Source organism: Rhodococcus sp. C1 (assembly GCF_020809065.1).
In the GTDB taxonomy this organism is placed as follows: Bacteria; Actinomycetota; Actinomycetes; order Mycobacteriales; family Mycobacteriaceae; genus Rhodococcus_F; species Rhodococcus_F qingshengii.
The window spans coordinates 5,354,329-5,370,494 of the sequence record NZ_CP078080.1; the positions used below are offsets into that span (position 1 = coordinate 5,354,329).

18 protein-coding genes are annotated in these 16,166 nt (G+C 63.0%); 10 read left to right on the top strand and 8 right to left on the bottom strand.

The genetic code is table 11. The features are described from left to right. Window positions 1-11 precede the first annotated feature (11 nt). Window positions 12-755, top strand: a complete 744-nt coding sequence (locus tag KTR60_RS24635; RefSeq protein WP_007729453.1) for an SDR family NAD(P)-dependent oxidoreductase — start codon at window positions 12-14, stop codon at window positions 753-755. A gap of 21 nt (window positions 756-776) precedes the next feature. Here the strand turns inward: KTR60_RS24635 and KTR60_RS24640 are convergent, their stop codons facing one another. Beyond that, entirely contained in the window at window positions 777-1,682 is a 906-nt protein-coding gene (locus tag KTR60_RS24640; protein WP_003940342.1) for an amidohydrolase family protein, read from the bottom strand. 125 nt (window positions 1,683-1,807) lie between these two features. Here KTR60_RS24640 and KTR60_RS24645 point away from each other — a divergent pair, with 125 nt between their 5' ends. The 3 genes from KTR60_RS24645 (at window position 1,808) to KTR60_RS24655 (ending at window position 4,552) form a co-directional block, all read left to right on the top strand. Next, window positions 1,808-2,335 (top strand): nuclear transport factor 2 family protein, encoded by a 528-nt coding sequence (locus tag KTR60_RS24645; RefSeq protein ID WP_065351435.1) that lies wholly within the window; start codon window positions 1,808-1,810, stop codon window positions 2,333-2,335. Between the two features lie 4 nt (window positions 2,336-2,339). Then, a complete protein-coding gene (locus KTR60_RS24650; protein WP_228401345.1) occupies window positions 2,340-3,473 on the top strand; it encodes a 12-oxophytodienoate reductase in 1,134 nt (377 codons plus the stop codon). Window positions 3,474-3,553: 80 nt separating this feature from the next. Then, entirely contained in the window at window positions 3,554-4,552 is a 999-nt protein-coding gene (locus tag KTR60_RS24655) for an MDR family oxidoreductase (RefSeq protein WP_065351436.1), read from the top strand. Between the two features lie 5 nt (window positions 4,553-4,557). On the opposite strand, the gene KTR60_RS24660 is transcribed toward KTR60_RS24655, so the two are convergent. Beyond that, window positions 4,558-5,109 carry a ribonuclease H family protein gene (locus tag KTR60_RS24660; protein WP_054188389.1) on the bottom strand — a complete coding sequence of 184 codons (552 nt, stop codon included), beginning with the start codon at window positions 5,107-5,109 and terminating at the stop codon, window positions 4,558-4,560. Window positions 5,110-5,154: 45 nt separating this feature from the next. On the opposite strand from KTR60_RS24660, the gene KTR60_RS24665 reads away from it, so the two are divergent. From KTR60_RS24665 to KTR60_RS24675, 3 genes are all read left to right on the top strand, one after another. Continuing rightward, a complete protein-coding gene (locus KTR60_RS24665) occupies window positions 5,155-6,108 on the top strand; it encodes a DNA-3-methyladenine glycosylase family protein (protein WP_042448519.1) in 954 nt (317 codons plus the stop codon). A gap of 17 nt (window positions 6,109-6,125) precedes the next feature. Next, window positions 6,126-6,776 (top strand): pyridoxamine 5'-phosphate oxidase family protein, encoded by a 651-nt coding sequence (locus KTR60_RS24670; RefSeq protein WP_003940212.1) that lies wholly within the window; start codon window positions 6,126-6,128, stop codon window positions 6,774-6,776. A 111-nt stretch (window positions 6,777-6,887) separates the two neighbouring features. Continuing rightward, window positions 6,888-7,385, top strand: a complete 498-nt coding sequence (locus KTR60_RS24675) for a hypothetical protein (RefSeq protein ID WP_003940625.1) — start codon at window positions 6,888-6,890, stop codon at window positions 7,383-7,385. Between the two features lie 7 nt (window positions 7,386-7,392). Here the strand turns inward: KTR60_RS24675 and KTR60_RS24680 are convergent, their stop codons facing one another. The 5 genes from KTR60_RS24680 to KTR60_RS24700 form a co-directional block, all read right to left on the bottom strand. Further along, entirely contained in the window at window positions 7,393-7,782 is a 390-nt protein-coding gene (locus KTR60_RS24680; protein WP_003940184.1) for an ArsR/SmtB family transcription factor, read from the bottom strand. A 60-nt stretch (window positions 7,783-7,842) separates the two neighbouring features. Further along, window positions 7,843-9,039 (bottom strand): acetyl-CoA C-acetyltransferase, encoded by a 1,197-nt coding sequence (locus KTR60_RS24685; RefSeq protein ID WP_064114110.1) that lies wholly within the window; start codon window positions 9,037-9,039, stop codon window positions 7,843-7,845. A 40-nt stretch (window positions 9,040-9,079) separates the two neighbouring features. Next, the gene (locus KTR60_RS24690) at window positions 9,080-9,532 is read right to left on the bottom strand and encodes a MaoC family dehydratase (protein ID WP_003940415.1); all 453 of its coding nucleotides are present in this window, start codon (window positions 9,530-9,532) and stop codon (window positions 9,080-9,082) included. 67 nt (window positions 9,533-9,599) lie between these two features. Continuing rightward, the gene (locus KTR60_RS24695) at window positions 9,600-10,346 is read right to left on the bottom strand and encodes a GntR family transcriptional regulator (protein ID WP_042448526.1); all 747 of its coding nucleotides are present in this window, start codon (window positions 10,344-10,346) and stop codon (window positions 9,600-9,602) included. 31 nt (window positions 10,347-10,377) lie between these two features. Then, window positions 10,378-11,529: an acyl-CoA dehydrogenase family protein gene (locus tag KTR60_RS24700; RefSeq protein WP_003940468.1), complete on the bottom strand. Its 1,152-nt coding sequence runs from the start codon at window positions 11,527-11,529 to the stop codon at window positions 10,378-10,380. 200 nt (window positions 11,530-11,729) lie between these two features. Here KTR60_RS24700 and KTR60_RS24705 point away from each other — a divergent pair, with 200 nt between their 5' ends. From KTR60_RS24705 to KTR60_RS24715, 3 genes are read left to right on the top strand one after another with little or no spacing between them, the layout of a single operon-like run. Next, complete coding sequence (locus KTR60_RS24705; RefSeq protein ID WP_228401346.1) at window positions 11,730-12,605, top strand: HpcH/HpaI aldolase/citrate lyase family protein; 876 nt, start codon at window positions 11,730-11,732, stop codon at window positions 12,603-12,605. Next, the gene (locus tag KTR60_RS24710) at window positions 12,602-13,600 is read left to right on the top strand and encodes a MaoC family dehydratase (RefSeq protein WP_030537188.1); all 999 of its coding nucleotides are present in this window, start codon (window positions 12,602-12,604) and stop codon (window positions 13,598-13,600) included. Before KTR60_RS24705 ends, KTR60_RS24710 begins: the two co-directional genes overlap by 4 nt. A 31-nt stretch (window positions 13,601-13,631) precedes the next feature. Then, window positions 13,632-14,852 carry a CoA transferase gene (locus KTR60_RS24715; RefSeq protein WP_064114217.1) on the top strand — a complete coding sequence of 407 codons (1,221 nt, stop codon included), beginning with the start codon at window positions 13,632-13,634 and terminating at the stop codon, window positions 14,850-14,852. A 66-nt stretch (window positions 14,853-14,918) separates the two neighbouring features. Here KTR60_RS24715 and KTR60_RS24720 read toward each other — a convergent pair whose 3' ends face one another. Continuing rightward, window positions 14,919-16,076, bottom strand: coding sequence for an acyl-CoA dehydrogenase family protein (locus KTR60_RS24720; RefSeq protein WP_003940617.1), 1,158 nt, complete (start codon window positions 16,074-16,076; stop codon window positions 14,919-14,921). Window positions 16,077-16,166 lie beyond the last annotated feature (90 nt).

Genomic DNA, 16,166 nt, shown 5'->3' on the forward strand with positions numbered 1-16,166 from the left:
GGAGCATTTTCATGAGGTTGAACGGCAAGGTAGCGATCGTCACCGGCGGCGCCGGTGGAATCGGTCGCGCTGTCACCCGAGTCTTCGCCCGTGAAGGCGCGAAGGTCCTGTTCGTCGATATCAACGACGAGCAGGGCCAGGCCCTCGAACAAGAACTGGCCGGCTCCGGCAAGTTCCTGAACGTCGACCTTGCTGCCGCCGGTTCGGCCGAGCAGATCCGTGACGCCGCACTCGAGGCTTTCGGCAAGCTCGACATCCTGGTGAACAACGCTCACGCGTCCCGTCAGGCTCCGTTGCTCGAAACCACGCAGGACATGTTCGACCTGTCCTTCAACACCGGTTTCTACCCCGTTGTCCACCTCATGCAGGCGTGCCACGACGAACTCGCGAAGACCAAGGGTTCGGTCGTCAACTTCGCATCGGGTTCAGGTTTGGACGGAATGCCCACCCAGACGTCCTACGCTGCGGCCAAGGAAGCTGTGCGAGGCCTGACGCGCGTCGTCGCCAACGAGTGGGCGCCGGAAGGCATTCGGGTCAACGTGGTCTGCCCGTTCGCCGCCACCGAAGGCGTCGTCAAGTGGCAGGAAGCCTTCCCCGAGCGCGCAGCCGCATCGGTTGCCAAGGTACCTCTCGGACGCATCGGTGATCCCGAAACCGACATCGCTCCCGTCGTGGTATTCCTGGCGAGCGAGGATTCCAAGTACATGACCGGACAGACGTTGATGGCCGACGGCGGCAGCATCAAATTGCGCTGAGCGAAATACTTCTCGGTGGGCTCAGCTCACCGAGAAGAGTTTCGCAGCGTTGTCGTGCACGACGGCTCGCAACCATTCGTCTCCGAGATCGAAACGCGTAACCGCTTGCAAAGCCGTGAGATACGGGTACGGAATGTTCGGGAAGTCGCTACCGAACAGAATCCGGTCCTGCATGTCGACGAGCCGTGAAACGTCCGCCTTCGGGAAGGCACACTGCTCTTCCGTGAAATCGGTGAACGCCATGGTCGTATCCAGGCGGACGTTGCCGTAAGCCTCTGCCAGATCGAGGAATTCGCTGTACTCGGGCATCCCCATGTGGGCGACGATCAACGACAGGCGCGGGTACCGTGCGAGCAGCGAAGCAATGCGATCAGGTCCCGTGTACTCCCCCGGCGCCGGTCCCGAACCACAGTGGATCACGATGGGCGTCTCGGAGTCCTCGAGTTGCCCCCAGACCTTGTCGAGCAGAGGGTCGTTCGGATCGTAGTTTCCGACCTGAATGTGGGACTTGAAGATTCGCGCGCCCGACTCCAATGCCTTGCCGACGTACGACGCCGCCGACTCCTCGGGATAGAACGTGGCCGTGTGCAGGCAATCGGGCGTTTGCGCGGCAAATTCGACGGCCCACTGATTGAGCCACTCGGCCATCGCGTGCTTGTGCGGGTAGATCATCGACGTGAAAGCCCGGACACCGAACTCGCGGAGACGGTGTACCCGCTCCTCCTCGGCAAGTCGGTACGCGATCGGCCAAGGTCGACCGATCATCGGTCCCGCCGAATCGAAGTAGCCCCACACCTTGTCCATGACGCTCTTCGGCATGAAATGGGTATGGACGTCGATCACGCCAGGAACACCCAACTCGCGCCAAAAAGCCCGAACCTCGGCGATCTCCTCCGGTCCAGTCGATGGGACCTCTTCGGTACACACGTCTGACACCCCTTTCGTTCGCTCGACCATACCGAGTGCCGTCGCGCTCACCGGGACAGGTCGTTGACGGCCCGCCCGGAGCACCCGAATGTGAACCCATCTTGCCGATCACCGTTGGAGGTTGAATGTCTCAGGCCGAGTCCGAAGTGGGGTCGATCAGTGCCGTGGAGGAACTGCTCGCAATCGAGGAAATCAAGCGTGTGTTCGCCGCGCGCCTACGCTGCATGGACACCAAGCAGTGGCACGTCTACCCAACCCTGCACACCGCAGACGTCGTCAGCGAGACGTGGGGCGGACTCCCGACAGACAAGCAACCCAAGACCGGCGACACCTCGAACCAGGTAGTGGGCATCGACAAACTCACCGCGGCAATTCGGAACATGCTCGACGGCGACATCCCCCTCACCACGACGCACCACGCACACACTCCCGAAATCGTGCTGACCTCGCCCACCACCGCAACCGGCATCTGGGCGATGGAGGACATGCTGTGGTGGAACGACGGCGAGAAAGAACTGCACCTACACGGCTACGGCCACTACCACGAGAAATACCGCAAAGAAGACGGCAAGTGGCTGATCAGCTACCGAACCCTCACCCGGCTCCGTGTCGACCAGGACCCCGGATTCTTCCGATTCATGAAAGCGCTGTGACGAAGTGACCAACCCGCTGTTCCAACCGCTCCGCATCCGTTCGCTCGAACTGTCCAACCGCATAGTCATGTCGCCGATGACGCGCACGTACTCCATCGAAGGTGTGCCCGGCCGCGACGTTGCCGACTACTACCGCCGACGAGCTGAGGGCGGCACCGGACTGATCGTCACCGAAGGCGTCGCGATCGATCACGAGACTGCTGTCGACCACGCCAACGTCCCCAACCTCCACACTCCCGCTGCTCAGGCCGGATGGCGGAAGGTAGTCGGCGACGTGCACGCTGCGGGCGGCAAGATCGTGCCTCAGCTCTGGCACGTCGGACCTTTGTGGGGCGCGATGACGCAGATGGACCCCTCACTCAAGCCGATGCGCCCCTCAGGCGAGTGGGGCCCGCTCGGCGTCACCTCGTACTCCGCTGCCTACGTCGAACGCGCACAGGCGAGCACCGAAGCGATGACCGAGCAGGACATCCAGGACGTCATCGACGCGTACGTCCGTAGCGCGAAGCACGCCGTCGAACTCGGCTTCGACGGCATCGCGATCCACGGCGGTCACGGCTACCTCCTCGATTCCTTCTTCTGGGAGGGCACCAACCAGCGCGACGACGCGTGGGGAGGCGACCTGGAGCGTCGTACCAGGTTCCCGGCCGCCGTCGTCGCCGCGATCCGCGCGGCCATCGGACCGGATCTGCCGATCATCTACCGTTTCTCACAGCACAAGCAGCAAGATTTCACCGCGAAGATCGCCGAAACCCCCGAAGAGTTGGGCGTCATCCTGGGCGCGCTGGTCGACGCCGGAGTCGACGTTCTCGACGCCAGCATCAGGCGTTTCGACGTGCCGGCCTTCGAAGGCAGCGATCTCTCGTTGGCGGGTTGGGCGAAGAAGCTGACCGGCGCCGTCACGATGGCCGTCGGCAGCGTCGGTATCGGAAAGTCGCTGCGGGACAGCCGCATCGAAGGCGTCGCACCTGTAGTCGACAACATCCCACAGCTCGAGGAGCGCATCGGCAGCGGAGAGTTCGATCTGATCGCGATCGGCCGTCTCCATCTCGCCGATCCTGCATTGGCAACTACCCTGCGCGCCGGTGGCCCGCTACCGGCGTTCGATCGAGCGGTGCATGAGGGCAGCTTGATCTAGGGGCTCCGCCCCTGTGCGCCTTTCCGGTAGTTCGCACTACCAAAAAGGCGCACAGGGCCGAAGGCCTTTATGTTCGACCCATGACTACTTTCAACGCCTGGGTCGCCCGCGACAGCGACGGCACCATCGACTTCGCCCCCGAAACCGTCGACGAATCCTTCCTCCCGGCAGGTGAGGTCACCATTCGCGTCGAGTATTCGAGCGTCAACTACAAGGACGCGCTCGCGGTCACGCCGAAAGGCGGGGTGGTTCGCGATTACCCGATCGTCCCCGGTATCGACGTCGCCGGCGAGGTCATCGCCTCCGAGTCCGACGCATTCGCCCCGGGCGACAAGGTCGTCGCACATGGCTACGAGATCGGGACCGCCCGCAACGGCGGCTACGCCGAGATCGCCCGTTTGCCTGCCGAGTGGGTCGTGAAGCTCGACGGCATTTCCACCGCCGACGCTGCCGCGATCGGCACGGCAGGATTCACCGCAGCCATGAGCGTCCAAGCCATTCTGGCCAGCGGAGTGAAGCCCGCCGACGGTCCCGTCCTGGTGACGGGCGCGAGCGGCGGAGTCGGCACCGTCAGCGTCGACCTTCTGGCAAGCGCGGGCTTCGACGTGATCGCCTCCAGCGGCAAGCCCGGCGCGGCAGACCTTCTGACGTCACTCGGTGCGTCTTCGGTGATCGGCAGGCTTCCCGAGGATCCCGACGCCAAGCCTCGCCCGCTCGGAAAATCTCAGTGGGCGGCGGCCGTCGACTGCGTCGGTGGAAAGACCCTCGCTCACGTTCTGAGCACGATCAATTACGGCGGTGTTGTGGCCGCCAGCGGATTGACCGGCGGCGCCGCGCTGCCTACGACCGTGCTGCCGTTCATTCTCCGCGGAGTCTCACTGCTGGGCATGGACTCGGTATTGATGCCGATCGAACCCCGTCGCGCGCTGTGGGCCCGTCTGGGCTCCGACTTGGCCCCACGTCATCTGAAGGAGATCACGAACCTCGTTGCCGTCCGCGACGTCGTCTCGGTGATCGATCAGGTCCGCGAAGGCAAGTACACCGGCCGGGCGCTGGTTCAGGTTGCCGACGGATTCTGAACCGCTCAGAATAGTGTGAACAGATCTGCCGGTTCTTCGACCGTCGTGGACTTCTCCTTGTAAGGAGAGTTCACGGCGGTCGGTTCTTTCTTCACCGGGGCAGCAAGCGGGACCGATGCGATGTCCCCCGAGACGATGGCGCGTGCGGCTTCGCCGGCCAGCTTGTCTGCCATTTCGTTGTAGTGGTTGCCGACGTGCCCGCGCACCCAGCGAAAGCGCACCGGACCGACTCGATCGGTGATGGCTCGATCGATACTCTGCACCAGTTCGAGGTTCTTGACCGCCCCGCCGCTCGCGGTCTTCCAGCCCTTGCGCTTCCAACTGGGCAACCATTCGGAAGCGCACTTGATGGCGTACTGCGAGTCGGATTCGATGAGTAGAGGATCAGCACCGGGATGGGCGACGACGGCCTCGAACAGAGCACGCAACTCTGCAATCTGGTTGGTGCCGGACGCTTCTCCGCCGGACATGCTCGGACCCTCGTGATTGACCCACGCCCAGCCGATAGCCCCACCGGGGTTTCGCAGACAGGATCCGTCGGTGCTCACGATGATCATGGCTCGGACAATACGTTGCGCCACCGACACACGCCTTAACGGAGGATGGACGGTGGCGATACGCTGACCTCGATGACGCCGCTATCTCCGGTCGACGAAGTCACGGTGACTTCTCAGCGACCGCTCGATGCCGCGCTGACGCTCAGCCCGCATCAGCGCGGACCCGGCGACCCCGCACATCGACGGTCAGCCGACGGAGCGATCTGGCGAGTTTCCCGCCAACTTTCGGGTCCTGTGACCTACCGCATCACCCAGTCGGATCGCCACACGGTCCGGGTACAGGCCTGGGGTCCCGGCGCCACGGAATTCCTGACCGGCGCCGAAGCGCTGCTCGGTCTCGACGACGAAGCCGAAGATTTTGCCCCCGAACATCCCAAGCTCGCCGAAGCTCATCGACGCTTCCCTCATCTGCGCATCGGCCGCACCGGCCGCGTCATGGAAGCTCTCGTTCCCGCGATCCTCGAGCAACGAGTCCACGGCATCGACGCATTCGCCGCGTGGCGCCGCCTGCTGACCAAGTTCGGGGAGCGCCCACCCGGCCCCGCGCCCGACGGAATGCGGGTTCCACTCACCGCGGACCAATGGCGTCGAATGCCGTCATGGGAATTCCATCGCGCGAACGTCGATCCCGCGAGGTCCAAGACGATCGTTCAGTGCGCTCGCGTCGCCGACCGCCTCGAGCAGGCATCCACGTTCCCCAGGACCGAGGCGACCAAACGGTTGCGAGCGGTACCCGGCGTCGGGATCTGGACTGCCGCCGAAGTGGCTCAGCGTGCATTCGGCGATTCCGATGCACTCTCGGTCGGCGACTACCACCTTTCTGCCGTCGTCGGGTGGTCACTGCTGGGTGAACCGATCGACGACGCCCAGATGGTGCAGTACCTCGCTCCCCTTCAACCGCATCGATACCGCGCCGTGAGGCTTCTGCAGGTCAGCGGGCAAGCCGTCAAACCCAAGTTCGGTCCGCGAACTGCCGTTGCCGACCACCGTTGGCACTGAGCATCAGGAGTTGGAAAATGTCGACCCGATACGCACACATCGCCTTCTCCCCCGCTGCGGTGGAGCGTCAGCGGTCGACCGGAAGTTTCACCGTGTACGGTTCGAAACTCGATCAGCCCGACGAGGGCCCGATGGAATTCGATTTCCGCGCGCAGGGATTCGTGAAATCCGTGGATTCCTTCTTCATGTCCACGGTGACGCCCGACGGTTGGCCGTACGTCCAACATCGCGGCGGCCCGCGCGGATTCCTGCATGTGTTGGGCCCGAATCGAATCGGATTCGCCGATCTCCCCGGCAATCAGCAATTCGTGACGCTCGGCAATCTGGAAGAGAACAATCGCATCTCGCTGTTCGTCATCGATTACCCGACGCGAACGAGATTGAAGATCTACGGGCGCGCGCAGGTGATCGAAGCGGACGAGGACCCTGCACTACTGCAACAGCTCTTGCAAGTCCCCGGCGGCACCATGACGGCAAAAGCCCAGCGTTCCATCGTCATCGACGTCGAAGCGTTCGACTGGAACTGCAGTCGAAACATCACGCCACGCTTCGACAAGGAGCGCATGGACGAATCCCTCGCTCTGGCACGCCAACCCCTGCAAGCCGAGGTAGATCGGCTTACTGCCGAGGTCGAAGAATTGCGTGCGCGGTTGTCGAAAAACGAATGAGACTAGGCGGTTTCAGGGCACTCGGAGTCGGGTAGCCACCAAACACGGCCCGTCGCGCGGAGACGACGGGTCCCGTTGTGCCCGAGGAGGTCCGCACGATCGATCCAGACGGTGGAGTTCTGGTTAACGAACTGCACCGCCACCATTCACGACTGGTTCCACACAGACAGATTGGCCGTCCCCATGAAACTGTCCCGAACTCTCACCATGTCCGTACTCGTCGTCGCCGCAGTCGGCGCCGGAGCCGGCACCGCGGTCGCAGCGCCCCCGAATGCGGGCTTCGATCCGTCCCAACCCCTACTGACACCGACCGCAGAGTCGAACAGCCAGGCGGCGTTGATGCTCTTCCCCGGTAACGATCCGAAGCAGGCCGCGTTCGACACGATGGCCAACGAGGTCAATATCGGCTGGAACAACGGTGGTCTGCAGTCGACCCTGATCGGAGCCAACCTCGGCGTCGGAATCGGCTGCCTGTCGATCTTCCCGAACTTCATCGCCGGCTGCATCGTCGGTGGAGTCATCGGCACGGTTGCCGGAGTCGGCGCAGGAATCACCAACGGAAACCCGAACGCTGCGCCGGCCGTCGAGAAGTTCTTCGCGACTCCTTGAGTAGCGCTCAGCTGTGCGTGTGCCCGGGGGTGGGTGTCTCGTCGTGAAAATGTGTGGCGCCGATCGAATGCAGCAGCTGGTGAACGGTGTCGTCCGCCAGTTGGTATCGCATCGATCGGCCGTCGCGGGTCGCGCTCACCCACCCCTGGCTACGCAGTAGCCGCAGCGCATGTGAGACGGCTGTGCCGCTCATCCCCAGCGCCACGGACAAATCCGTGACGCAGATACCCGGTGCGTGATGAAGGCAGAGCAACAGACGCAGACGGTTGGTGTCGGAGAGAAGCTCGAAGCGACCGGACCAACTGGTGACATCGAGCCCCTCGAGTGCGGCCCTGGCGCGACGAACATCCTCGACGCTCAGCGCGCCACTGGTGTCTGCTGCGCCTGCATTCGTCAACCGACTGCCTCCGTAGAACTTCCGATCCCCCGCCGCAAGTGTACCCAGAAGCGAACCTCGTCAGGCAGACTCCACCACGGCCGCCATACCCTGGCCACCGCCGATACACATGGTCAACAGCGCTTTTCCGCCGCCGCGTCGGCCGAGTTCGTGAAGCGCGGTTGTTGCCATACGCGCACCCGTCGCTCCCACGGGGTGCCCGAGCGAGATGCCGGAACCGTTGACGTTCAGGCGATCGAGGTCCTCGAATCCCCATTCCTTCACGACGCCGAGAACCTGGCACGCAAACGCCTCGTTCAGCTCGACCAGATCGAAATCGGCAAAGCGTGCCCCGGTGCGAGCAAACAGTTTCGAGACGGCGGCAACCGGCCCGAGGCCCATCAGCGCCGGTTCACAACCGGCCGCGGCCCAACTGTCGAGGAACCCGATGGGTTCCAGCCCCAGCTCGTCCAGACGATCCTCGGCGACAACCAACATCGCTGCCGCAGCGTCGTTCTGCTGGCTGGCGTTACCGGCGGTCACGACGCCTCCCTCGGTCACCGCACGCAGCCGTGCCAGGGTTTCGAGTGAGGTATCCGGACGAATCCCCTCGTCAGCACGAAACTGTGTGACGTTCCCTTTTCGATCCGTCAGTTCGACGGCGACGATTTCGGCATCGAAGCGGCCGGATTCTCTTGCCAGTGTTGCCTTTCGGTGGCTGTCGACGGCGAAGGTGTCCGACTCTTCCCGCGTGATCCCGCAGCGTGTCGCGACGTTCTCGGCCGTTTCGATCATTCCGCTGATCCGACCGAATCGCCACTCGGGGTGCGAGCGCTCGCGGCCACGATCGAGGCGGTCGAACAGTTGCAGCCCACCGGATCTGGTGCCCCACCGCGCTCCGGTGGTGTAGTGCTCGATCCCGCTCATCGATTCGACGCCACCCGCGAGAACCACGTCGGCCGCACCCGTCTGGACCATCATGGCCGCGGAAACGATGGCCTGCAGACCCGTTCCACATCGGCGATCCGTCTGGAAGCCGGCTACCGAGATCGGCAACCCGGCCTCGAGCGCCGCCCACCTTCCGATGCACGGTGCCTCCGAATTGGCATACGACTGCCCCATCGCGACGTCGTCGATGCGGGACGGATCGATTCCGCTACGACGCACGGTCTCCTTGACGACGGTGGCAGCCAGACTTTCCGCAGGCACGTCACGAAGTGCCCCTCCGAAACGGCCCACCGCGGTTCTGACCGGCGCGACCAATGCTGCTCGTTTCACAACTGACCTCGAATCTCGTTCTGGAAGAATGGAAAAGGATTCAGGAGACCAACAGGCGCACGGTATCCGCTACCAGCGCAGGTTTACCCGCTCCTTCGATTTCGATCGTGTACCGCACGACTATCGTCGCGCCCTTCGCGGTGCGCTCGAAGGAAAGAATCTCCGCACCTGCCCGCACCGAAGAACCGACCTTGACCGGTTCGGGGAATCGCACCTTGTTGCTTCCGTAGTTCACGGTCATGGAGATTCCGTCGACACGCATCACCTGAGCGCCGAGCACCGGCAACAACGAAAGAGTCAGATAGCCGTGGGCGATGGTGCCGCCGTACGGACCCTGCGCTGCGCGCTCGGGATCCACGTGAATCCACTGGTGATCCTCGGTGGCGTCGGCGAACTTGTCGATCCGATCCTGTGTGACCGGGAACCACGCGCTGTAGCCCAAGTGCTCACCGACAGCCGTCTCTACTTCGTCGATTCCGTTGAAAATTCGCATAGTTCTCTCCTGAAAGGTGTTGAACAGCAAAGAAAAGTGCAGCGCTAATGTGCGCCGCGGCGCAGCGTCAATGTGCGCCGCGGCGCAGCGTGACCCGATACGTGTACTGCTCCGGCAAGAAATAGCTCACCGACAACTCGTTGGCAACGCCCTGCGCGTTGGAGTACAAACGGTCCACCCGCAACATGGCGTGGCCGATTTCGCAATCGACGTCCCTGGCAACGTCCGCCGTGGCCGGGGACACCGTGATCGATTGTGCTGCTTCGACAATCGGACTGTCGATCAGCGGTTCCAGCAAGCCGATCACCGTATTGGCGCTCACCGCACCGGCCGCCATGGCGGGCAGGTCGATGATCTGCCGCGCGATCGCCTCCGGCAGATGCGCCGTCGTCTGCACGAACGGAACTCCCTCGTGTATCCGCCGGAAGACCACGGTGTACACGACGTCGGTGTCGAGCCGAAGCCGACTGGCCGCCTCGATGTCCACGCGCCGGTGCAGCGGTGACACAACTTCCATCGTCGTGTCCCGCGAAAGGTTCATGAGATCTTCGATGGATCCGAGATGACGGAGATAGCGGCCGCTGTTCTCGGTCACGAACGTTCCGCGCCCGGGTACTCGGTACACGATGCCCTCGGCAACCAGATCGTGAAAGGCTCGGCGGACCGTCTGCCGACTCACGCCGTGATGCTGCGCCAGTTCGGATTCGGTGGGCAGTTGAATGCCGTCGCGGTAGGTACCGGCAGAGATCTGCTGACGAAGCTCACGAGAGAGGCGTTGGTACGCCGGCTCCGTCTCTCTTTCCTTACCGCTCATAGCGACATGATCCTACTTGCTCACCGATCCGTCACAGACCGCCGCGGGCAACCAGCTGCGAAACGATCACGTTGCGCTGAATTTCGTTGGTTCCCTCCCCGACGATCATCAGTGGTGCATCACGGAAATACCGCTCGACGTCGTACTCCGTCGAATAGCCGTAACCGCCGTGGATGCGGACGGCGGACAAAGCGATTTCCATCGCCACCTCGGAGGCGTACAGCTTGGCCATGCCTGCCTCCATGTCGCACCGCTCGCCGCTGTCGTACATCTGCGCCGCGTGCCACGTCAGCTGCCGTGCGGCCGTCAGCTTCGTTGCCATGTCGGCGAGGTAATTGCCGATCGACTGGTGCTTCCAGATCGGCTGGCCGAAGCTCTCGCGCTGCTGCGCGTAGGCAAGTGAATCCTCGAGTGCGGCCGTGGCGACGCCCAGTGCGCGGCAAGCCACCTGGATACGGCCGGTCTCGAGTCCCTTCATCATCTGCCCGAAGCCCTTTCCGGGAGTACCGCCCAGAATGGCCGACTCGGAGATGCGGTAATTGTCGAAGGACAGTTCACAACTCTCGACGCCCTTGTATCCGAGCTTCGGGAGGTCGCGGGAGACGGTCAGCCCTTCGCCGTGCTCGACGAGAACGATCGAGATGCCCGCATGACGAGGGCTTGCGCTTGGATCGGTCTTGCACAGCAAGGCGATCACGCCGGATCGGCGGGCATTGGTGATCCATGTCTTGGCGCCGTTGACGACCAGATCTGTGCCGTCGCTCTTGGCGTTGGTTGTCATGGCCTGCAGATCGGAACCTCCGCCGGGCTCGGTGAGGGCCATCGTTGCCCGGATCTCGCCGGTTGCCATTCGCGGCAGGTACTTCACCTTCTGCTCTTCGGTACCGAACAGCGAGATGAGTTTCGCGACCACCGTGTGACCGCCCATCGCCCCCGCCAGGGACATCCATCCGCGTGACAGTTCCTGCGTCACCTGCGCATAACAGGGCATGGACACCGGCGATCCGCCGTACTCCTCGGGAATCGCGAGCCCGTAGATCCCGATCTGCTTCATCTGATCGATCCACTTCTCGGGATACTCGTTCGCGTGCTCCACCTCCTGGACCGTGGGCTTGACCTCTCGGTCGACGAACCGGCGCACGGTTTCGATCAGGAATGTCTCTTCGTCGTTGAGCTTGAGCATGAATCCGCCTCGACTTGAAATAAGTTTGTACGGCCATATTTCGATATTGTTCGCGCAATGTCAATACCGCGCCTTGACATCGATACGCAGCAACTGCCAGCATCGAGGCAGTTCGGTGCACATCAACGCCGTTCACGGCAGCTCATCCACTTCACAACTGGCCGTACATTTGATTTCCAGATCGAGGTAATCGACACACTATGGACGAGAACCACTACCGCGCCACCAGACGTCGCGCGTCCCTGGTCGCGCCGGGTTCAGACGAGCGCAAGGCACGCAAAGCACTCTTCTCGAACGCAGACGAGGTGATTCTCGACCTCGAAGATGCCGTCACTTCGGCGAACAAGAACCTGGCGCGAACCCTCGTGAGCACCTTGGTGCACGAGTTCGGTAGGGCGCGCACCATCTCGGTCCGAATCAACGGCCTGACCACACCATGGGCCCGCGACGACCTGATCGCCTGCGGCGCCCTCGGAGAATCGCTGACGAGCGTGATCGTCCCGAAGGTCGAGTCCGCCGACGAACTACTCGAGGCCGAGCACATCCTCTTCACTGCCGGTGGGCACCACACCACCCTGCAAGCCCTGATCGAAACTCCGCTCGGCGTCCAGGATGCCGACTCCATCGCCCGCGCGACTCCTCGTCTCCAAGCCGCGATCATCGGATACGCCGATCTCGGTGCAGCGCTCGGCCGTTCACGCTCGGCACTGCCTGAACACTGGCTTGCCGTCCAGGACAGAATTCTGATCGCCTGCCGCGCAGCCGGCGTCGCAGCCATCGACGGGCCCTTTCTCGGCATCACCGACGACGACGCTTTCCGCCGCGCCGCGCACTGGACCAGCGCTCTCGGGTTCGACGGCAAATGGGTCATCCACCCGGCGCAGATCGACTCGGCCACTACCGCATTCACTCCTTCGGACGACGCCGTCAATGACGCCCGACGGGTACTGACCGCACTCGAAGAAGCCGAAACCCTGGGTTCGGGTGCCGCCCAACTCGACGGCCAGATGCTCGACGAAGCTGTGGCCGTGGCAGCGCGTCGTACGCTTGCCCGAGCCGAAGGAGTCACCGTATGAGCGAGCACTACGTGGGAGGCCCGTACTTCGACGAGCTCACCCATGGTCAGATCTTCGACGAAGCCCCCGCGGTGACGTTGACCAGTGGACTCGCCGCCTCCCATCAGGCGATCCTCGGTGACCGCATGCGCCTGCCTCTCGACGCACACTTGTCGTCGAGCGTCACGGGTTCCGGTGCACCAGTGGCAAATCCAGGACTGGTCACCGACATCGCCATCGGCCAGTCAACCGTGGTCACACACCACGTCAAGGCGAACCTCTTCTACCGTGGACTGCGATTCCACCGTTTCCCGGTACTCGGCGACACCCTGTACACGCGCACCGAGGTTGTCGGTCTACGCGAGAACTCGGCCAAGCCGGGACGCGGCGCCACCGGACTTGCCGCGCTACGGATGACGTCTGCTGATCAGAACGGCAACACGGTCCTCGACTTCTACCGCTGCGCCATGCTCCCCCTGAGCCCCGACCCGATCGAGGCGAGAACTCGCCACGCCGACGACCTCGGGGCGATCGGTCCGTCCGAACCGGCTCCGTACGTATCACCTGACGGTTGGGACCTCGACACGTATCGAGAGCGGGTACCCGGCAGGCACTTCGATTCCGATTTGGTGGGCTCCGTCTTCCACAGCAGCGGCGACGTCGTCTCCAGCGCACCCGAACTTGCCCGGCTGAGCTTGAACATCGCAGCGACGCACCACGACGATCGCGTCGGCGCCCACGGTCGCCTCGTCTACGGCGGCCACACCATCGGGATCGCACTCGCCCAGGCGACTCGCGCTCTGCCCAACGTGGTGACGGTTCTCGGGTGGCACTCGTGCGATCACACCGGACCCGTTCACGAGGGCGATACCCTCACGAGCGAACTGCACGTCGAAAACTCGTCGCCCCTCGAACACGGAACCGCAGTGCAACTGCGTTCGCTCGTGTTCTCCCACAATGCTTCTGCAACACAAACTCCGGTTCTCGACTGGCGTTTCACCGTGTTGATGGCATGAGCACACACTCTTCTATCACGGAGGACCACACATGACTCAGAGCCCAGGCCCGCTGTCCGGGCTTCGCATCGTCGAGGTCTCGAGCTTTGTCGCCGCGCCGCTGTGCGGACTGACGCTCTCCCAACTCGGCGCCGAGGTGATCCGGATCGACCCGATCGGAGGTGCCTCCGATTACAATCGCTGGCCCGTCACAGACAAGGGCGAGAGCATCTACTGGACCGGACTCAACAAAGGCAAACGGTCACTGTCAGTGGACATGCGCGCCGAACGCGGCCAAGAACTGATTCGCCGACTGGTCACGGCGCCGGGACCTGGCGGCGGAATCCTGGTCACCAACGCCGGCGGCCGTAAGTGGATGAGCCACGACTCCCTGGCCCAGTTGCGTAGCGACGTCATCACCCTCGAGATCCTCGGACGCCGCGACGGCAGCCCCGGAGTCGACTACACGGTCAACGCCGCCTTGGGATTTCCACAGATCACCGGCCCCGCCGACTACGCCGGAGTTGTCAACCACGCACTGCCCGCCTGGGACGTCGCATGCGGGCTCTACGCCGCCCTGTCGATCACTGCCGCAGTGCGCCAACGTGACTCGACCGGACATGGATCTCGGATCACGCTCCCACTCGAAGACGTCGCATTGGCCACCGCGGGAACCCTCGGTTACCTCACCGAGGTACAAGTGAACGGTCGCAGTCGCGAGTCCGGCGGAAACGCCGTCTACGGCACGTACGGAATCGATTTCGTCTCCAGCGACAACGAACGGTTCATGATCGTTGCACTCACTACCCGCCATTTCCGCGACCTTGCGTCGGTCACCGGCACCACGGCGGCTGTCGACGCTGTCGAAGCTGCGCTCGGAGCCGACTTCTCCACCGAAGCGGATCGCTACCGTCATCGAGAGGTACTCACTGCTCTGTTCTCACATTGGTTCCGGGAACACAGCGGCGCCGAGATCGCTGCAGCGCTGGACACATCGTCGGTTCTGTTCGAGAGGTACCGCAGTTTCGAGGAAGTGGTGAAATCTGGCGAACTGGAGAACAACCCGATGTTCTCCGCACTCGATCAACCTCGAATCGGAAGCTACCTGGCTGCCGCCAATCCTGCCTCGTTCGACGGCGCACACCTGGGTACCGGACCCGCCTCCGAGGTCGGCGGCGATTCGATCGCGGTGCTCGCCGACATCCTCGGAACCAACGCCGATCACGCCTCGACGCTGATCGCGGACGGCGTGGTCGGGGTTCCGGCGAACTGACCTACCCGGAAGATGTTTTCGGCCTCGGAACACTTGTTCCGAGGCCGACAACATGTCGAGAGTGCGTCAGAGACCAAGATCCTTCGCGATGATGGTCTTCATGACTTCACTTGTGCCACCGTAGATTCGTGTGACACGCGTGTCTGCGTAAAGACGCGCGATGGGATACTCGGTGATGTAGCCGTACCCGCCGTGCAATTGGAGGCACTTGTCGATCACTCGACCTGCCGCCTCGGTGCAGAACAGTTTCGCCTTCGCTGCGTCGGGAATCGTCAGAGTGCCGCGGTCATGACATTCGAGTGCGTTGTCGGACACCAGCTGGATGGCATCAACCTCGGTAGCGCATTCGGCCAGAACGAATTTGGTGTTCTGGAAGGCCGCGACCGGCTTGCCGAACACCTTGCGGTCCTTGACGTAGTCGATGGCAAAGCGAAGCGCTGCACTGGCAGTGGCGGCCGCTCCGAACGCGATGGTCAACCGCTCCTGAGCCAGGTTGTGGGTCAGATAGCTGAAGCCGTCGCCCTCTTCTCCGAGTCGGTCCTCGACGGGCACCTTGACGTCGACAAACGAAAGCTCCGCAGTGTCGGAGGTCTTGAGCCCGATCTTGTTGATCTTGCGCCCCACCGAGTATCCGGGCGACGACGTATCGATCACCAGAATCGACAACCCCGTGCGCCGGTTCTCCGCTGTGCTGGGCGCGGTACGGCACACCACCAGGACGCGGTCGGCAAGTACTCCACCGGTGATGAACGTCTTGGAACCATTGACCACGTAGTGCGTACCGTCCTCCGACAGCTTGGCCGTGGTCGCGATGTTCGCCAGATCCGATCCTGTTCCCGGTTCGGTCATCGCAATCGCGAACATCAGATCTCCGGAAGCGAAGCCCGGCAACCAGCGGCTCTTCTGTTCTTCGTTCGCGTACTCGAGCAGGTAGGGCAGGATCAGGTTCGTATGCACCGACTGCGAGCCGAATGACGCCCCGGCGGCAGCAACTTCCTCGGCGACGACGACGTTGAACTTGAGCGACTTCTCGCCGCCTCCGCCGTATTCTTCCGGCACCTGAATTCCGAGTACGCCCAGCTCTCCGAGTCGTCGGTAGAAGTCACGGGGCGGGTGACCGTCCTCTTCCCACTTCTCGTGGACCGGGGTTACTTCCTTCGCGATGAAATCGCGAACGGTTGCCCGGAATGCCTCGTGATCCTCGTTGAACACGGTGCGCTGCATGTATGAACTCCAGTCGGTCAAGGGGACAGGGTGATCCTGATCTCACCTTGCCTCAATGTTCCGCATTCGATCCAACACTCATCGGCTATG

Coding starts and splice junctions, on each gene's coding strand:
- KTR60_RS24695 (WP_042448526.1), bottom strand. CDS start 10,346: ATGAGCGGTAAGGAAAGAGAGACGGAGCCGGCGTACCAACGCCTCTCT.
- KTR60_RS24720 (WP_003940617.1), bottom strand. CDS start 16,076: ATGCAGCGCACCGTGTTCAACGAGGATCACGAGGCATTCCGGGCAACC.
- KTR60_RS24665 (WP_042448519.1), top strand. CDS start 5,155: ATGGACGGTGGCGATACGCTGACCTCGATGACGCCGCTATCTCCGGTC.
- KTR60_RS24645 (WP_065351435.1), top strand. CDS start 1,808: ATGTCTCAGGCCGAGTCCGAAGTGGGGTCGATCAGTGCCGTGGAGGAA.
- KTR60_RS24670 (WP_003940212.1), top strand. CDS start 6,126: ATGTCGACCCGATACGCACACATCGCCTTCTCCCCCGCTGCGGTGGAG.
- KTR60_RS24655 (WP_065351436.1), top strand. CDS start 3,554: ATGACTACTTTCAACGCCTGGGTCGCCCGCGACAGCGACGGCACCATC.
- KTR60_RS24715 (WP_064114217.1), top strand. CDS start 13,632: ATGACTCAGAGCCCAGGCCCGCTGTCCGGGCTTCGCATCGTCGAGGTC.
- KTR60_RS24700 (WP_003940468.1), bottom strand. CDS start 11,529: ATGCTCAAGCTCAACGACGAAGAGACATTCCTGATCGAAACCGTGCGC.
- KTR60_RS24690 (WP_003940415.1), bottom strand. CDS start 9,532: ATGCGAATTTTCAACGGAATCGACGAAGTAGAGACGGCTGTCGGTGAG.
- KTR60_RS24710 (WP_030537188.1), top strand. CDS start 12,602: ATGAGCGAGCACTACGTGGGAGGCCCGTACTTCGACGAGCTCACCCAT.
- KTR60_RS24635 (WP_007729453.1), top strand. CDS start 12: ATGAGGTTGAACGGCAAGGTAGCGATCGTCACCGGCGGCGCCGGTGGA.
- KTR60_RS24660 (WP_054188389.1), bottom strand. CDS start 5,109: ATGATCATCGTGAGCACCGACGGATCCTGTCTGCGAAACCCCGGTGGG.
- KTR60_RS24705 (WP_228401346.1), top strand. CDS start 11,730: ATGGACGAGAACCACTACCGCGCCACCAGACGTCGCGCGTCCCTGGTC.